Origin of the sequence: Williamsia limnetica (assembly GCF_003217475.1) — a bacterium.
GTDB lineage: Bacteria > Actinomycetota > Actinomycetes > Mycobacteriales > Mycobacteriaceae > Williamsia > Williamsia limnetica.
The window spans coordinates 39,672-55,487 of sequence record NZ_QJSP01000024.1; the positions used below are offsets into that span (position 1 = coordinate 39,672).

At 64.9% G+C, this 15,816-nt stretch carries 16 protein-coding genes; 5 read left to right on the top strand and 11 right to left on the bottom strand.

From position 1 onward, the window contains the following. Positions 1-130: 130 nt before the first annotated feature. Positions 131-1,129, top strand: a complete 999-nt coding sequence (locus DFR67_RS27410; protein WP_110472623.1) for a zinc-dependent alcohol dehydrogenase — start codon at positions 131-133, stop codon at positions 1,127-1,129. After that, on the top strand, positions 1,126-1,893 hold the full coding sequence (locus DFR67_RS27415) for an SDR family NAD(P)-dependent oxidoreductase (RefSeq protein WP_245938201.1): 768 nt from the start codon (positions 1,126-1,128) through the stop codon (positions 1,891-1,893). The genes DFR67_RS27410 and DFR67_RS27415 overlap by 4 nt, the downstream gene beginning before the upstream one ends. Positions 1,894-2,019: 126 nt before the next feature. On the opposite strand, the gene DFR67_RS27420 is transcribed toward DFR67_RS27415, so the two are convergent. From DFR67_RS27420 to DFR67_RS27440, 5 genes are all read right to left on the bottom strand, one after another. Next, positions 2,020-2,592 (bottom strand): TetR/AcrR family transcriptional regulator, encoded by a 573-nt coding sequence (locus DFR67_RS27420; RefSeq protein ID WP_110472624.1) that lies wholly within the window; start codon positions 2,590-2,592, stop codon positions 2,020-2,022. 45 nt (positions 2,593-2,637) lie between these two features. Beyond that, positions 2,638-3,708, bottom strand: coding sequence for an NAD(P)H-dependent amine dehydrogenase family protein (locus DFR67_RS27425; RefSeq protein WP_110472625.1), 1,071 nt, complete (start codon positions 3,706-3,708; stop codon positions 2,638-2,640). A 71-nt stretch (positions 3,709-3,779) separates the two neighbouring features. Next, complete coding sequence (locus DFR67_RS27430) at positions 3,780-4,694, bottom strand: helix-turn-helix domain-containing protein (protein WP_158540054.1); 915 nt, start codon at positions 4,692-4,694, stop codon at positions 3,780-3,782. Next, positions 4,691-5,656, bottom strand: coding sequence for an alpha/beta hydrolase (locus tag DFR67_RS27435; protein WP_110472627.1), 966 nt, complete (start codon positions 5,654-5,656; stop codon positions 4,691-4,693). The genes DFR67_RS27430 and DFR67_RS27435 overlap by 4 nt, the downstream gene beginning before the upstream one ends. Further along, positions 5,653-6,999, bottom strand: a complete 1,347-nt coding sequence (locus tag DFR67_RS27440) for a flavin-containing monooxygenase (RefSeq protein ID WP_110472628.1) — start codon at positions 6,997-6,999, stop codon at positions 5,653-5,655. Before DFR67_RS27440 ends, DFR67_RS27435 begins: the two co-directional genes overlap by 4 nt. 141 nt (positions 7,000-7,140) lie before the next feature. Here DFR67_RS27440 and DFR67_RS27445 point away from each other — a divergent pair, with 141 nt between their 5' ends. The 3 genes from DFR67_RS27445 (at position 7,141) to DFR67_RS27455 (ending at position 9,602) form a co-directional block, all read left to right on the top strand. Beyond that, positions 7,141-7,737 carry a TetR/AcrR family transcriptional regulator gene (locus DFR67_RS27445; RefSeq protein ID WP_110472629.1) on the top strand — a complete coding sequence of 199 codons (597 nt, stop codon included), beginning with the start codon at positions 7,141-7,143 and terminating at the stop codon, positions 7,735-7,737. A 43-nt stretch (positions 7,738-7,780) separates the two neighbouring features. Continuing rightward, on the top strand, positions 7,781-8,635 hold the full coding sequence (locus tag DFR67_RS27450; protein WP_110472630.1) for an SDR family oxidoreductase: 855 nt from the start codon (positions 7,781-7,783) through the stop codon (positions 8,633-8,635). A 148-nt stretch (positions 8,636-8,783) separates the two neighbouring features. Beyond that, positions 8,784-9,602: a mycofactocin-coupled SDR family oxidoreductase gene (locus tag DFR67_RS27455; RefSeq protein WP_110472631.1), complete on the top strand. Its 819-nt coding sequence runs from the start codon at positions 8,784-8,786 to the stop codon at positions 9,600-9,602. A gap of 1 nt (position 9,603) precedes the next feature. Here the strand turns inward: DFR67_RS27455 and DFR67_RS27460 are convergent, their stop codons facing one another. From DFR67_RS27460 to DFR67_RS27485, 6 genes are all read right to left on the bottom strand, one after another. Beyond that, positions 9,604-10,659, bottom strand: a complete 1,056-nt coding sequence (locus DFR67_RS27460) for a phosphotransferase family protein (RefSeq protein ID WP_211325177.1) — start codon at positions 10,657-10,659, stop codon at positions 9,604-9,606. Further along, positions 10,656-11,753 carry a TIGR03857 family LLM class F420-dependent oxidoreductase gene (locus DFR67_RS27465; protein ID WP_110472632.1) on the bottom strand — a complete coding sequence of 366 codons (1,098 nt, stop codon included), beginning with the start codon at positions 11,751-11,753 and terminating at the stop codon, positions 10,656-10,658. The genes DFR67_RS27460 and DFR67_RS27465 overlap by 4 nt, the downstream gene beginning before the upstream one ends. Further along, on the bottom strand, positions 11,750-12,610 hold the full coding sequence (locus tag DFR67_RS27470; RefSeq protein WP_110472633.1) for an LLM class F420-dependent oxidoreductase: 861 nt from the start codon (positions 12,608-12,610) through the stop codon (positions 11,750-11,752). The genes DFR67_RS27465 and DFR67_RS27470 overlap by 4 nt, the downstream gene beginning before the upstream one ends. 79 nt (positions 12,611-12,689) lie before the next feature. Beyond that, the gene (locus DFR67_RS27475) at positions 12,690-13,772 is read right to left on the bottom strand and encodes a prenyltransferase (RefSeq protein WP_110472634.1); all 1,083 of its coding nucleotides are present in this window, start codon (positions 13,770-13,772) and stop codon (positions 12,690-12,692) included. 3 nt (positions 13,773-13,775) lie between these two features. Beyond that, a complete protein-coding gene (locus DFR67_RS27480) occupies positions 13,776-14,489 on the bottom strand; it encodes a class I SAM-dependent methyltransferase (RefSeq protein WP_110472635.1) in 714 nt (237 codons plus the stop codon). Continuing rightward, entirely contained in the window at positions 14,476-15,777 is a 1,302-nt protein-coding gene (locus DFR67_RS27485) for a glycosyltransferase family 4 protein (protein ID WP_110472636.1), read from the bottom strand. The genes DFR67_RS27480 and DFR67_RS27485 overlap by 14 nt, the downstream gene beginning before the upstream one ends. Between the last annotated feature and the right edge of the window lie 39 nt (positions 15,778-15,816).

Below are 15,816 nucleotides of genomic sequence, written 5' to 3' on the forward strand. Positions count from 1 at the left end.
GAATATTCGCGCTGGTCGTCTTGCGCAACATGTTCGCACTGCGCAAACCATGCCCGAATGTGATTGGGCGCCAAGCCATCAGCGTCCGAGAACATTGACACACCTTCGAGCTCGTGAGCTAATCGATCCCATGAGGGCAGCAGTGATCGAGAGTGGGCAGTTCACCGTTCGCGAGGTCCCTGACCCGCAGCCGGGCCCGGACGAATTGATCCTGCGCGTCCACGGTTGCGGAGTGTGCGGTTCGGATCTCAAGACCTACCCGCTGCTGCCCGACGGGACGATCATGGGTCATGAGTTCGCCGGCGAGGTCGTGGCGACCGGTCGGGACGTGGCCGCGCACTGGCCGCTGGGCACACCTGCTGCCGCTCTGCCGGTGGTCGGTTGCGGAGCTTGCCGCCGCTGCAGGGCGGGTGATCCGGCGCGTTGCGTGACCCCGCAACCCTTGGGGCTGGGTATCCGCCCTGGAGGCTTTGCCGAGTACGTGGCCGTCGCGGCGTCGGAATCGGTGGTGCTCGATCCGTCGATCGACCTGCGGACCGGCGCCCTCGTCGAACCGCTCGCGGTCGGATTGCACGCTCTCGATCGCGCTGACGCCCACGTCGGCGACCGGCTGTTGGTCATCGGTGCCGGACCCGTCGGATTGTCGATCGTGGTCTGGGCCCGCCATCGCGGTATCACCGACATCACTGTCGCCGACCCGATTCCCTGGCGTCGCGAGGGCGCCATCGCCTTGGGGGCCGCGCGGGCGGTCGACCCTGCCGCGGGGCCTCCCGGTACAGATTTCGACGTGGTGATCGAGTGCGTGGGCAAGAGCGGGATGGTCGCTGCGTGCGTCGACGCGGTCGCCCCCGGCGGCCATGTCGTCATCGCGGGAGTGTGCATGACCGAGGACACGTTCATGCCCGTCGGCGCGGTGGTCAAAGACATCACCATGAGCTTCGTCAGCTACTACACACGCGATGAGTTCCGCTCTGCTGCCCAAGCTTTGGGCAGCGGACACCTCCGGCTCGATGGCCTCGTCAGCGCCTTCGCCACGCTCGAGGAACTGCAAGAGGTCGTCGAGAACCTCAGCGATCCCACTGATCAGCAGAAGATCATCATCACGCCCCAATCGAGGAGTATCCCGTGAGCTCATCCCCCATATCGATCATCATCGGTGGCGCATCCGGCATCGGCCTCGCCACGGCACAGGACCTCAGTGGCACCGGCCATCGCGTCGTCATCGCCGACGTGAACGCCACCGCCGCTGCCGAGCGTGCAGGCGAACTCGGCGACCAGGCCTACTCCGCGGAGGTCGACGTCACGAAGGAAGAGTCGGTGAGTGCGCTGTTCGACCACGTCATCGAGACATACGGGCAGCCGCGGTCCGTGGTGAACTGCGCGGGCCTGACCATCCCCGGCGCCATCGCCGATCTGAGCCTCGCCGATTGGAACACGACCATCGCGGTCTGTCAGACGGGCACCTTCCTCACCCTCAAGTACGCGTCGCGGCACATCTTGGACGGTGGTTCGATCGTCACGATCGCTTCTCTGAACGGCCGTCAGCCCGCCAAGGGCATGGCCGCGTACTGCGCCGCCAAAGCTGCGGTACTCATGCTGACCGAGGTTGCTGCGCTCGAACTCGGCGAACGGGGCATTCGGGTCAATGCCATCTCGCCGGGGCTGGTCGACACGCCACTGGTGGCTGGTTTGTCTCTGGTACCCGGGATGCTCGAGGACTACCACGAGAACACCCCACTCGGACGCAGCGGAAGACCGGAAGAGATCGCCGCGATGGTCGCATTCCTTTTGTCTGACAAGGCCGCCTGGATCACCGGTGCCGCATTCGACGTCAACGGTGGAGCCCACACCCGGCGATACCCTGATCTACTCAAACATCTTGCCGCGATGTGAAATTCGCAACCACCCGTCCAGGCAAACCCACCCGGTGCAGGCAAACCCACCCGGTGCAGGCAATCCCAGCCGCTGCAGCAACTGGGTGTGCCCGAAACGCCTGGTTCTGTTGGACGTCAGAAGCGTTCAGGCCAGGATCCGGCGCGCGGCCGACTCCATCTGGTCAGCCACCTCGTCGTAGGAGAAGTGACCCGACCCGGCTCGCACCATGGCGCCCGTGTAGATCAGCTCGATCAGTTCTACCGTCTGGGCGTCACCGGCGGTACCGACCGCCGCGGCGATCAGCTTGTGGATCACCCTGCTCACCTGCGTCCGCAGCTCGACAACATCCGAATCGTCGCTGAACAGCGACTTCGTCACCGCACCTGCGAACTGGGGCTCGTCCGCGACGAGCAAAGCGAGTTGGCGCAGTACCGCGACCACTCGGTCGGCGACATCTGGAGCGTCGTTGTCGGGCGGCGAGATGCCGGCCAGTCGCCGCCAGTAGACCTCCGCGACGAGGTGCTCTTTCGAAGAGAAGTAGATGTATGCGGTGGCCCTGGCCAAGCCGGCGTGGGCGGCGACCATCGGGACCGTCATCTCCGAGTAGCTCACCTGACGCAGGACTTCGATCGTGGCGTCGCCGAGCCGCAGGACCGTGTCCGCCCGCTTACCGGTCAGACGGCGTCGGGTCGCTTCAACTGCAGTCGGTTCAGACACGCGTCTAGACACTACGGGAGCGCGTAGGGCCTGACAAACGGTCCGTCAGCCGTTCCCGAAGCCGTAGTGGCTGCGAACAAGCGGGAGGTCGGCCATGGTGGCGAGCCCGGGCGGGGCCGCGCACACGGCATCGATGGCGTTGAGGATCTGCATGGCTGTGGCGACACTGGCGGCATGGACGTGGTCGGCGATCGGCAGCTCGCGGGTGAAGCTGGCCAGGGAGATGAAGTGCGCCTGCATCGATGGCTCACCCTCGATGGTCAGGGTCCATCCATGCCTGGGTCTCGGCCAGTGCGGAGGGTCTTCGCCACCTACGGTCCACAACGCCTCGATCTCGATGAGTTCGTCGTCGCCGCGCCTGCCCACCCACCGCCAGCGCTGCCCGGCAGTGGTCCCGGCTCGCAACAGGTGATCGAAGATCAGGTGATCGGTCACCGCGGCAACGGCTTCGACCTCAGCGGTGACCGTATCGATGTCAGCATTCAACGCATCGGCAAGAAACCACACCTGTTCGACGAACAGTGAACTGTTGAAGGCAAGGAACTCGCTACCCGTCGGGCTGATCATGTCGAGCGGTTCGCCAAAAGCCATGTTGTCGAATGTGATCGACGTGCTCTCGTACACCGACCAGTCGGCGCGCTCCTGCAGGGTGATCTTATCGATGCGTTTGCTCATCCCGGACAACGCCAGCGGGAGGACGCCAGACAGATTGCCCGGGTTGAGGCCGCTTCCGTGCACGCTTGTCCCGCCGGCCTTGCACGCCGCTATGACGCGATCGCGATCGGTCGGATCGACTCGGCGGGGGTGGAACAAGAACGCCGTTGTGCACACGTTCTTGCCGGACGCGAGGAGCTGACAGACCTCCGTGACCGACGCGGTACGTGGCGTGTAGATCACGAGATCCGCCTCCAGTGCCAGGATCTCGGCCGAGTCACTCGTCGCGACCACACCTTGACCAGGCCTGTCGACGAGATCACCGACATCGACACCGGCCTTCTGCTCGGAATACACTCGGACGCCGACGATGTGGAGATCGTCCCGCGTGTCGATGATGGACTGCAACGCCTCCGCCCCGACCGCTCCGGTACCCCAGACGATGACGCGGCGCTTGTTCACACGCCAACGGTACAACAAGAAAGAGACACGAATCCAGACAGTGGTCTAATTTGCCTACAGAAGGACAATCGTCAACCACCCGCGCGACGGTACGGCGCCCGCCCGCCCAGTCGAGACGTGACGTCGTCGGCGACCGAGCTCACCAGTTCGCCCAGTTCGACCAGTTGCGACCCGGTGATGGGTGCAGACGCGTCGAGCGCACACAGTGCACCAACCGGTCTGCCTCCCGCACCGAAGATCGGGGCGTTGACAGACAACGGGCGGTAGCGAGCGTGATCGTCGATCGCCCCGACAAGGATGTCGGCACCCAGTCTGCTCTGCTGCCCTTCGGTGAAACGCGAGGTCCGCCGGGAACCGTAGGAGTTCGGTCCCGTTGCGGACGCAGCCATATCGTTGAAACCTGCGACCGCCGAAGGATATTGCTCGACGGCGTAGTGCCTGCGCCGTACTGCGACCAATATGTCGCGGTACCGCGAGTGATGTTCGGCCAGTTGTGGATTGCGCTCCAGCCACGCATCGACGGACGCCGCGGACGACCACGCGACCAGCACCGCACCGAGTGGTGGGCTGAATCCGACGCGGTCACCGGGTCGCAACTGGAGGCCGCCGGTGTCGTCCGCGATCGCGGACTGCACCTTCGCGACGACCAGATCGCCGCCCGAGGGCACCACCACACAGCACTGCTTGCCGGTCGACTCCGCCAACGACGACAGTGCATCCGCGGTCGGCGCCAACTCTGCGATGCCCGCCTCCGCGGCTCCCCCGATCCGGGCCAGGGCGGGGCCGAGTTGATAGGTCTTCGCGCTCGGGTGTTTGACCACCCATCCCACCCTGGTCAACTCTGTGAGCATCGGGTAAAGCGTCGTCTTGTCGATGTCGAGTGCAGCGGCGAGGTCGGTCAGGCTCTCACTCCGGCCAGGCGGAGCCGAGAGCAACTCGATGACGTCGACGAGTCGCTCGGTCTGGGGGGACCGTCTGGCACTCACGCGCCCGGCGAGTGATCGGATGCCGGCCGGGGCGCGAGATGGCGGACCAAGAACTGGATCTGGTGCGCCACTGCGCGCTCGAACCAGGCCTGCCCGTGATAGACACCGAAATGGTCACACGGGTAGTGCCGCACCTCGGCCCGCGCTTTCACCGCCGCATTGGCAGCCGAATGCGTTGGTGCGCTCCGATCGAAGTCGGCGATCTGCATCAACACCGGAGCGGTGATGCCGGCGGCGTCGCGGTCGGCACGGTAGCTGCCGATCTCCTGCCCGATGGCAGCGTCGATGGTGTTCTGCCACGTCGGCCCGGCGATCGCCAGGTAGTCATCGCGATACCCCGGCAGGGTCAGCGCACCCACCTCACCGGGCCCGGCGACGATCGGCATCATGATCGGGGCACGGCCCATCCGCTTTCGAACGCGGCTCCGCATACCCAGGCCTGTCGATCGGGCGATGGATGACGCCGGAACGTGTCCGAGGGCGAGCCGGCCCGCGGCCAGACCGTTGACCAACGGGGTCATGGCAATGATGGCTGCCACATCCCCTCTCCCGGAGCCGACTGACAGCACGTGCCCGCCCGACAGCGAGACGCCCCACAGGACAACCCGCTTCGCATCAACACCTTCGATCGCGGTCGCGGCGGACACCGCCGCCCGATAGTCCTCGAGCTGACCGGAGATCGAGACCGATTGACGATCGACGCCACCCGAGGCGCCGAAGCCCCGATAATCGAACGCGAACACGTCCAGGCCTGCTGCCGCAAGACGCTCGGCATAGGGCACAAGTCCTGAATCCTTCGTGCCACCGAGCCCGTGTGCCATCACCACGATCGGCCGGCCGGCCGGCCGGGTGAGGGTGTCGTTCCCGGCGACGAAATGCCACGCCTCGCAGCGCGTTCCGCCACTGCGGAAACTGATCGTGGCGAAATCGGGAACCCGAGGTGCATCCACCTGCGCGGTCATGCCGGCACCGCCCAGCTCGGAGCGCCGAGTTCTGCTGCGCGCGCCATGCCGGCCGCCAGTTCTCTCGTTCGCAGATCGTGTTCATAGATGAAGTAGTCGACCTGCTGAGTGTGCCGAGGCCGGTCCAGCATGTGCCCGGTGTACTTCTGTTGATCTGCCACGATCACCTCTTCCATCACCTCGTCCGACGGCAGTCGGTACCGCCCTGCCGCATAGGCGCCGAGGAGCCTCGACTGACATTCCACAAACGGGAACAGCGTTGGCGTCGACTGTGCGAAGCCGATGAACACCAGGTCGTCGATACCCGGTTTGAACATTCGCTTGTAGAGCGGGATGTGGTTGTCCGGCGCGCTGATGAAGTCTTCGTCGAAGAACGGGAACGTGATGTTGTAGCCGGTCGCGTAGACGATCACGTCGAACTCACTGCTCGTGCCGTCGTCGAAGTGCACCGTCGAGCCGTCGAGTCGAGAAACATTCGGTTTCGGGATCACATCGCCAGATCCGAGCCGCAGCGGTAGCTCCACAGACTGCGTCGGATGTGCTTCGAAGAACTTGTGGTTCGGGGTCGGGAGGCCGAAGTTCTCCGGACGTCCGGCCGAGATCGGTTGCCCCCATTGAGCAACCTTGCGCTGCCACGACAACGGGATATGGGGCGAGGTCTTGAAGTACTTGTCGGCCGGACGCCCCGCGATGTACTTCGGGACGATCCAGGCGCCCGATCGCGTCGATAGGGTCACGTGGTTGCCATAGGCCTTGGACGAGAGTTCGACAGCGATGTCGGCCGCACTGTTGCCGATGCCGACGATCAAGATCCGTTTGTCGGCAAGCGGGAGTGGATCCTGCGGGTCGATGTAGTTGTGCGCGTGGATCGAATCGCCCGTGAACGTGCCGGGAAAGGTCGCGGTCCGCGGATCCCAGTGGTGTCCGTTACCGACGACCAGCAGGTCGAAGTGGCGCTGCTGTCCGGATTGCGTCTGCAGTTCCCAGCCACCTGATTCGAGGCGGCGGGCGTGCGTCACGCCGTTCTGGAATTCGATGTTCGACTTGAGATCGAATGCCTCCGCGTAGTCCTCGAGATAAGACTTGATCTGGGTGTGGTGGGGAAAATCCGGGTAGCTCTCGGGCATCGGAAAGTCCTTGAAGGAGAGCCGGTGTTTTGACGTGTCGATATGCAGGGACCGGTATGCGCTGCTGTAGCCGTTCGGGTTGCCGAACGCCCAGTTACCGCCGATTCTGTCCGAGACCTCGAAGCAGGTGTAGGGGATGCCGTAGTCGTTGAGCATCTTTCCGGCCGTCAACCCGCTGATGCCGGCGCCGATGATTGCTGTGGTGGGTCCGGGCATCGCAGCTCCTCGTGGCAGAGTAGACAAAAAGTAGAACTTGTTCACCCGCAGAGTACACAGATCTCAGAATCTGTCTATTGGTTTTGCTATGTTTGGGCCATCCCCGCGGGTGCGGTGAGTGAGAACAGGCAAGGATGTCGAGTGACCGAGACCGCAAGCGTGCAGGACCGATTGCTCGACGCGGCGGAGCAATGTCTGGGAGCGAAAGGGATCAGGGCGACCACAGTCCTCGAGGTCGCGGAGGCGGCCGGCGTGTCCCGGGCATGGCTGTACCGGCATTTCCCGGACAAGGCGACCTTGCTCGGGGCGGCGATCGTCCGGTTGAACGAGGCCTTCTGGGCCGGATCGCATGCCGCCCTCGCCGAGATCGACACCTTCGACGCCCAGCTTGCTGCCGGCGTCGCGATCGGTCGCACCGCCTACGATCAACCCGGCGCGCTCTTGATGAAACTCCGGGTCACCGAACCGGAAGAGTTCGCCGCCTGCGCGGGCGCCGGCGTGCAAGGCCTCGTACCGGACCTCGCAGCATTCTGGCATCCGTATGTGGTCGAAGCCCGCGCGCGCGGCGAGATCCATCCGGACATCGACACCGTCGAGGCGTCCGAATGGGTGGCTCGCCTACTCATCAGCCTGGCGACGGTCCCGGGGAACACCCTGGACCCAGATGACCGAATCGCAGTGCTGCGCCACATCAGGCGCTACGTTCTACCCGGGCTGCAAGCTGCACCTGGACAATAGTTTTCACACCGCCTCACGTCCGGCGGTCGGCGAGAGGTGAGTCATGACCGGATCCGTTCTGGTGGTCATCGGTGTCGGTGGCATGGGCGAGGCGATCGCGCGGCGTCTGGGCTCGGGTAGGCCGACTCTCATCGCCGATCACAATGCCGAGCGAGTCGAGGGGTTGCGGGAGCAGCTGCGCCACAGCGGCTACGACGTGCACGCCCAACGGGTCGATGTTGCCTGCCGGGACTCACTGCGCGCCTTGGCGGCGACCGCCGGCGGGCTCGGCGACATCACGTCCGTCGTGCACACGGCAGGCGTCTCCCCCGCTCAGGCGCCGGCACACAGGATCATCGAGGTCGACCTCATCGGCACCGCGCTCTCACTCGAGGTGTTCGGTTCCGTGATCGCCCCCGGCGGCGCCGGTGTGTACATCGCGAGCGTCGCAGGCCACATCCTCGGCGCAGCCGTCGACGAGGCCTCAGCCGCGGTACTCGCCGGTGGCACCCCCGACGAGCTGGCCGACGCAGCACTCTTCGACATGCCAGATGTGCCGGACGATTTGGCCAGGGCCCTGACCTACGGATACTGCAAGCGGGGCAACCAACTTCGGGTGCAGTCGGCAGCACCTCTGTGGGGCGACCGCGGAGCGCGGGTCAACAGTGTGAGCCCAGGGGTGGTGGCCACCGAGATGGGCTGGGAGGAGTTCAACGCCGACTTCGCGCACGACGCCTACGAAGCGATGATCAGCGACTCTGCCGCCGGACGCTTCGGCACCGCCGAGGACGTCGCCGCCGCCACCGAGTTCCTGCTGGACAACACCAAGTCGAGCTTCATCACCGGCACCGATCTTCTCGTCGACGGTGGTGTCGTCGCCGGACTGCGCTCCGGCCGGGTCGGTATGGCTGGGGCCTGACCACATTCGTCGGACAGTGGACACCTGGTGCGTCGTAACCTAGTGTGCATACATAGGTCCAGACAGATGTCCAGCTCGAATCGATCTGTCTGACAGGTCAATCGCAGACCATCCGGCGCTGCGCTCGAACGAACTGGGGAGAATCACCGTGGGCAAGCTCGACGGAAAAGTCGCTTTCATCACCGGTGCTGCGCGAGGCCAAGGCCGCAGTCACGCCATCAGGCTCGCCCAGGAGGGCGCGGACATCATCGCCGTCGACCTCTGCGCCGACATCGCAACGGTGCCCTACCCACTCGGTACCCCTGAAGAGCTCGCCGAGACCGTGAAACAGGTAGAAGCGCTGGACCGACGGATCATTGCCACCAAGGCCGACGTGCGCGACCTGGCTGCGATGCGCACCGCGGTCGAAGAAGGCGAAGCGCAGCTCGGCAAGATCAACATCGTCCTCGCGAACGCCGGTATCTCGGTGTTCGGCGAAGACGGCTCCGACATCGAGACGCCGTGGAATGACGTCATCGGCGTCAACCTCACCGGCGTGTACAACACCGTCATGGCCGCCGTTCCAAGCCTGATCGCGGCGAGCGCCGGTTCTATCGTGCTCACCAGTTCATCTCAGGGCCTCAAAGGTACCGGCGGTGTCGGCGCTCCGGGCAACACCGGATACGTCGCGGCGAAACACGCACTCGTCGGACTCATGCGTACCTGGGCCAATTGGCTGGGACCCCACAACATCCGGGTGAACACCATTCACCCCACCGGTGTGAACACGCCGATGATCCGCAACAAGTTGATGGAAGAGATCTTCGAAGCCTTCCCCGAGGCGATCGAGGCGACTCGCAATCTGATCCCGGTGCCCTGGGTGGAGCCCGAAGACATCTCGAACGCGATTGCTTTCCTCGTCAGCGACGAGGGACGGTACATCACCGGCGTGGCGTTGCCCGTCGATGCCGGGTTTGCTGCCCGCTGACTCAGACGGCGGTGGCAGAACCCGCCAGATCGATGGTCCCGAGGTCGCGGATGGCTGCACACGAGCGGGCGACCATGGCGGCGAACATCCTGTCTCCGCGTTCGGTGCGCGTGCCGTAGGCGCATCCGAACACCGCCACCAACGGCCCCTGGATCATTGCGAAACAGTAGTCTTCCCAGCAGTTCTCGAGGCCATAGTCGAGTGCACCGTGAGATTGCAGAGCCCGGTGGTAGTGCGCCACCAGATCCCGTTCGTGCGCGCGACGTTCTTCCGGCGAGAGGCTGGTGCCGAGGAAGTACGCGAGGTCGCGCGCCGGCAGGGCCAGGCTCAACGTCTGCCAGTCGATGGCGGTCACCCCTGGGCCGCCATCCGGCGGGAACAGCAGATTGTCGAGCCGGTAGTCGCCATGGACCAGACCGAATCGTTCCGGATGTGCGAGCGCCCATTTCTCGGCCACACCCACGCATTCCCAGAGTGTCTCGCGGTCCTCGGCGGCGACCAGTTCACCGAGACCGTCGATGAAGATCTCCGTCGCGGGGCCGTACATCTCGGCGAGAAGTTTGGCGTCGTCGGGTCCGTTCACCGCCAGTCCGTCGACGTCGAGCAGAGCAGGGTCGCACCAGCGGGGTCCGTGCAGACCGGCCAGATTTTCCACCGCATCCCGGGCCTGCGCAACCGTGCACCCCGCGAGCTGATCACCCTGTTGCGCAGGGCTCATGTCCTGTAGCAGCAACGTGAAATCCGCACCGCTGGAGGAGATGTCGGCGTAGTAACATCTCGGGACCCGGATCGCGACCGTGGCAGCGATCTCGCCGTAGAACCGGACCTCCGACCGATACACCCCGGCGAGCATCTCGCGCGTCGCGGGATCGATCGCAGGCAGTTTCGCAAGCATGGTGGTCGGCTCGCCGACACCGGTCAGCTCCAGGCGGAAGCAGGTTCCGATCTGCCCGGTGCCGACCGCCTCGGCCCGCACGGACTCGACATCCTTGCCGAGGGTGTCCGAAAGCCACTCGGCGGTCAGTTGATCGGCGGACGTCACGATAGGTGCGGTCACGACGTGAACCTTCCTGGATTGGCGGCCAGCTGATCGAAGCGACCCCGCGGCCGCACGGTGCGCCAGGCGTCGAGGACCGGCGCGAGTTCGGTGGGGGTCGCACCATGCAGGATGACTCCGTCAGCGCCGCAGCTGAACTGGTCGGCAACGCGTTCCGCGCAGCGCGCCGCAGATCCGGTCGCCGACGCGGCAAGCCAGTGGGCAGGTAGCAAGTCGGCCACCCGCGTGAGGTCGTCGACGGTGCCGATCGCGTCGAACGCGCCGGGGAAGTTCTGCACGAACTCGTCGTTTCGGAACCGTGCGAGGTCGGCGGTATCCCAGCCGTTCACCTCGACCAGCACCTGGCCGTACCCCTGCAGATACGTGGCCATCCGACCGACCAGCTTTCGCAGTCTCAGTTCTTCGGAAATCGAGTCCTCGATCGTCGCCAGCACCGACCAGATCCGAACCGATTCCGGGTCGCGGCCGGCTTCTTGCGCTGCGGTCCTGATCGTCCGGACCGCACGATCGAGGGTCTCGTCACTGAAGAACGTATGCAAGACAACACCATCGGCGATCCGACCGGCAAGCCTCAGTGTCTTCTCCCCGATTGCGACCATCATGATCGGGATGTCTTCGTCGAACGACGGGTCCTGCATCAGGAACGGGTACTTGCCTGCCGGGCCGTCGTGCCCGGCCACGCTCCCACCGGACCACAGGGTGCGGTAGATACCGACGGCATCCTCGATCTGCGCAGAGGTGACGCGAGGCAGGCCCATCACATCGAAGAGCATGTCGAAGCCACGGCCGAGGCCGAGCGAGTACCGTCCGCCCGTCAGTCGATGCATCGTGGTGGCCAGAGTCGCGGTGACCAAGGGATGGCGGGTGTTGTGATTGGTTGCCGCCGAGGCGATCCCGATCTGTTCGGTCACCGCGCCGACAGCACCGGCGAGTACACCGGCGTCCTTGGTGTTGAACCGCTCTGACAAGAAGATCGAACCGATGCCCAACTGCTCGGCCAGCCTGGCCTCGTCCACCAGGTCTCGAGGGCTGTTCGAATGTCCCGCCAGCCCGTAACAACCCAGCTCAGGGAGGGGTGAGAGGTCCACTGTCAGACCGTGGCCGGGCTCAGACCCAATTTGCCCGAGAGTTTCGTGAGGTAGGCGCCGGCTCGTTCCTCACTGTCGTCTGGCACGCCGTACAGCACCGTGGTGACCCCGAGTTCGCGCCACTGGTCCAGCTTCTCCTGGACGGGTTTGAAGTCGAGCACCACGATCTGGGGATGGCCTTCGCGTCCCGCGTCGGCCCAGATCTGCTTGAGAAGCCCTACCGAGCCCTCGATGTCCTGCTCACCCGGCGTGGTGATCCAGCCCGCTGCACTGCGCGCGATCCACTTGAAGTTCTTCTCGTTGCCCGCCGCACCGACGAGCACCGGTGGACCAGGCTGCTGCACGGTCTTCGGCCATGCCCAGCTCGGACCGAAGTTGACGAACTCTCCCGAGTATTCCGCTTCTTCCTGCGACCACAGCGCAGTCATCGCCTCGAGGTACTCCCGCAGCATCGTGCGCCGGCGTTTCGGCGGCACGTGGTGGTCACCCAATTCGTCGAGGTTCCAGCCGAAGCCGACCCCGAGGGTCACCCTGCCGCCCGACAGGTGATCGAGGGTGGCAATGGCTTTGGCCAGTGTGATCGGGTCGGACTGCACGGGCAGCGCAACCGCGGTGGCCAGCCGGATCCGGGTGGTGACCGCCGCGGCCATGCTCAGCGAGACCCATGGGTCGAGGGTCCGCATATAGCGGTCGTCGGGCAGCGAGGAATCCCCTGTTTGCGGATGAGCGGCGTCTCGCCGAGTAGGGATGTGACCGTGTTCGGGCACGTAGTACGCGTCGAATCCGGCCTGCTCGATCAGGGGGGCCAGGATCGCCGGCGCCAGTCCGCGATCACTGGTGAATTGGACGATTCCGTAGTCCATCGTGTCTCCTGCTCTTCGATCCGGTCCGATACGGACCGGTGACTGGACACCAGTCTAGGTCGAAGAACAGTAACACGTTCTAAATTGCGCGGATTTCTCTGCCCGTGAACAGCTCAGCCTGCGGATCGGCGTCGCGGAAGATGCCGTTGCCCGGGGTCGTCCGGCTCAACGCGTCGACCGCGAGCACCACCGCTGCCGATGTCCAGCAGCTCTTCTCGACGGGCCAGCGCTTACCGTCGGCGAAGACCAATCCGGTCCAGTACGAGCCATCGGGATCACGCAGATGCTGCATGTCGCCGAGCAACTCGAGGGCATCCGCGGTGTCGCCGAGCGCATCGAGCGCCAACACCAGCTCGCACGTCTCCGCCCCGGTCACCCAGGGCCGATGATCGACACACCGGATACCGAGGTCGGTCACGACGAAGTCATCCCAGCGCTGGGCGATGAGCTCTTGCCCTGCCCTGCCACGGATCGCACCGCCGAGTACCGGGTAGTACCAGTCCATCGAGTACTCGGACTTCGGCTCGAACAGTTGCGGCCGGTTTCGCAAGGCGTCGCCGAGCAGTGCCAACGAGTGCCGCCACTGTTCACACGGCTGATCCAGCTCCGCCGCGATCGCGACCGCGCATCCCAGCGCCTGGTGGATACTCGAGTTGCCCGTGACCAGCGCCGAGTGATAAATCCCCGGGAACGAGCCGGACGACTGGTCCGGCATCGGATATGTTGCCCCCCAATAGATCTGTCCACCGGGAGCTTGCATGGCCACGACCAGATCGATGGCCGCACAGACCGTCGGCCACATCCTCTCCAGGAACCGCACGTCGGAGGTGATCAGGTAGTGATGCCACACCCCGACCGCGATGTATGCGCAGAAGTTGCTGTCGGTGTTGGGGTCGGTGACGTCGCCGACCACCATGCGGATCGGCCACGACCCGTCATCGCGCTGTTCGCGCCGAGACCACTCGTAGGCGGCCTCGGCCTCCGCGATCAGACCGGTCGCGCTCAGCGCCATCGCGGACTCGATGTGATCCCACGGGTCGGTCTGCCCGCCGGGGAACCACGGCATGGCCCCGGAGGGTTCCTGCATGGCTGCGATCGCGCGGCCGGTGGCCAGCGTCTCGTCGGCGGTGATCAGGTCATCGAGTTCGGGGATGGCCGCCATTGCCTATGCCGGCTTGTGCAGGTAGAGGATCACGCTCTTGCCGATGACCGGGTTGAGCACCTGCTCGCCGACGCGCGTCAGTTTGGGCGCGCTCATCATGTCCCAGACCAGCAGTTTGTGATACGCCTTCACCAGCGGGTTGTCGTTCTTTTCCACGCCCACAGCACATTTGAGCCACCAGTACGGCGAATGCAGCGCATGGGCATGACCGGTACCGGTGACCTCGAGTCCCGCGCCCCGGAGTTTGTCGGCCAGCTCGGACGCCTTGTAGATGCGTACGTGCCCGCCCTCGTTCGCGTGATATTCGTCGGAGAAGGTCCAGCACACCTTCTCGGGCCAGTAGCGCGGCACGGTGACCGCGGCCAGTCCGCCCGGCGCCAGGATGCGTGCCATCTCGGCGATCGCATCGGTGTCGTCGGGGATGTGTTCGAGGATTTCCGACATGAGCACGACATCGAACTCTCCGTCGCCGTAGGGCAACCGAAGTGCGTCGCCGACCTCCGCGCGAGCCTTCGCCGACGCCGGCACCTCACCTTCGGCGATCATGGCGTCGAACATCTCGGCCACCTCGGCCATGTCGCTCTCGGACTGATCGAAAGCGATCACGTCGGCGCCACGACGGAACATCTCGAACGAGTGCCTGCCCTGGCCTGCTCCGATGTCGATGACCTTGCTTCCTGCACTGACGCCGAGCCGGTCAAAATCAACGGTTAGCAACGCTGCCTCCTCGGGCGAGATCTTCTGACTGTACGAATTTGGTGGTGCCGGCGAACTCATCGATCGCCGCTTGGTAGTTCTGCGCGGTCTTCGCTGCGACGGCTGCCCAGCTGTACCGCTCCTCGACCCTCTCGCGACCGCCGGCGCCCAGCCGGGCACGCAACGTCGCATCGTCCAGCAGACGTCCGAGTGCCGCGGCGAGTGCGCCGGAGTCCCTCGGCGGCACCAGGATGGCCGCCTCTTCTGCTTCACCGACCACCTCGGGGATAGCGCCGGCCCTGGTCGCGACGAGGGGCGTACCGCAACTCATCGCCTCGACGGCAGGCAACGAGAACCCCTCGTACAGCGACGGCACACACGCAACCTCCGCCGATGCGAGCAGCGCCGCCAGTTCGTCGTCGTCGAGCCCCGAGACGACACGAACCGAATCCCTGATCGACAGTTCGTCGATACGGGTATCCGACGGCCCACCTGACACCAGCTTCGACACCAGCACCAGCTCCACCTGACGCTCGGCACGCAGCTTGGCCACCGCTTCGAGCAGGTACGAGACGCCTTTGAGCGGTGCATCAGCGCTGGCGACGCAGACGATCCTGCCCGCGACCCGATCGATCGATGGCCGGAACTGTTCGGTGTTGACGCCCAGTGGGATGGTGGTCAGGCGGCCTTCCGGGATACCGAAGGCCTTGCGGATGTCCACTTCGCTGCTCTTCGAGACGGTGAGCAACCGCGGGATCTTCCGGGCGACCTTGCCCTGCATGCGAAGGAAACTGTGCCAGCGGCGGGCGGTGATCTTGTGCAGGCCTTTCGCAGCCTTCACCGCGAGTTCGCGGTCGCGGGTGATCGGGTGGTGGATCGTGGCGACCACCGGCAGTCCATCGCGTTCGATCTGCAACAACCCGTAGCCGAGGCACTGATTGTCGTGCACCACGTCGAAGTCAGCAGTGCGCTTCTTGAGAAGCTTTGCCGCCCGAAGACTGAAAGTGAGCGGCTCGGGGAAGCCGGCCGTCCACATCGTCAGCACCTCTAGAGCATCGATCCAGCTCTTGATCTCCCACGGCCACGGTGTCCGGAAAGGGTTCTCGTCGTTGTAGAGGTCGAGGCTCGGGACCTTGGTGAGCGTGACACCGGCGGCGATGGCCGTCTCGTCGAGATCGGGGTACGGCTGACCGGAGAAGACCTCGACCTGATGACCGAGCAGAGCCAGCTCCCGCGACAGGTGACGAACATAAACGCCCTGTCCACCGCAGTGAGGCTTACTTCGGTACGACAGCAGTGCTATGCGCATTGTGACCTTTCGTACGGGCCTTGGGTGGCCGTAACCTTA

Coding starts and splice junctions, on each gene's coding strand:
- DFR67_RS27410 (WP_110472623.1), top strand. CDS start 131: ATGAGGGCAGCAGTGATCGAGAGTGGGCAGTTCACCGTTCGCGAGGTC.
- DFR67_RS27435 (WP_110472627.1), bottom strand. CDS start 5,656: ATGACCGCGCAGGTGGATGCACCTCGGGTTCCCGATTTCGCCACGATC.
- DFR67_RS27440 (WP_110472628.1), bottom strand. CDS start 6,999: ATGCCCGGACCCACCACAGCAATCATCGGCGCCGGCATCAGCGGGTTG.
- DFR67_RS27450 (WP_110472630.1), top strand. CDS start 7,781: ATGACCGGATCCGTTCTGGTGGTCATCGGTGTCGGTGGCATGGGCGAG.
- DFR67_RS27470 (WP_110472633.1), bottom strand. CDS start 12,610: ATGGACTACGGAATCGTCCAATTCACCAGTGATCGCGGACTGGCGCCG.
- DFR67_RS27475 (WP_110472634.1), bottom strand. CDS start 13,772: ATGGCGGCCATCCCCGAACTCGATGACCTGATCACCGCCGACGAGACG.
- DFR67_RS27485 (WP_110472636.1), bottom strand. CDS start 15,777: ATGCGCATAGCACTGCTGTCGTACCGAAGTAAGCCTCACTGCGGTGGA.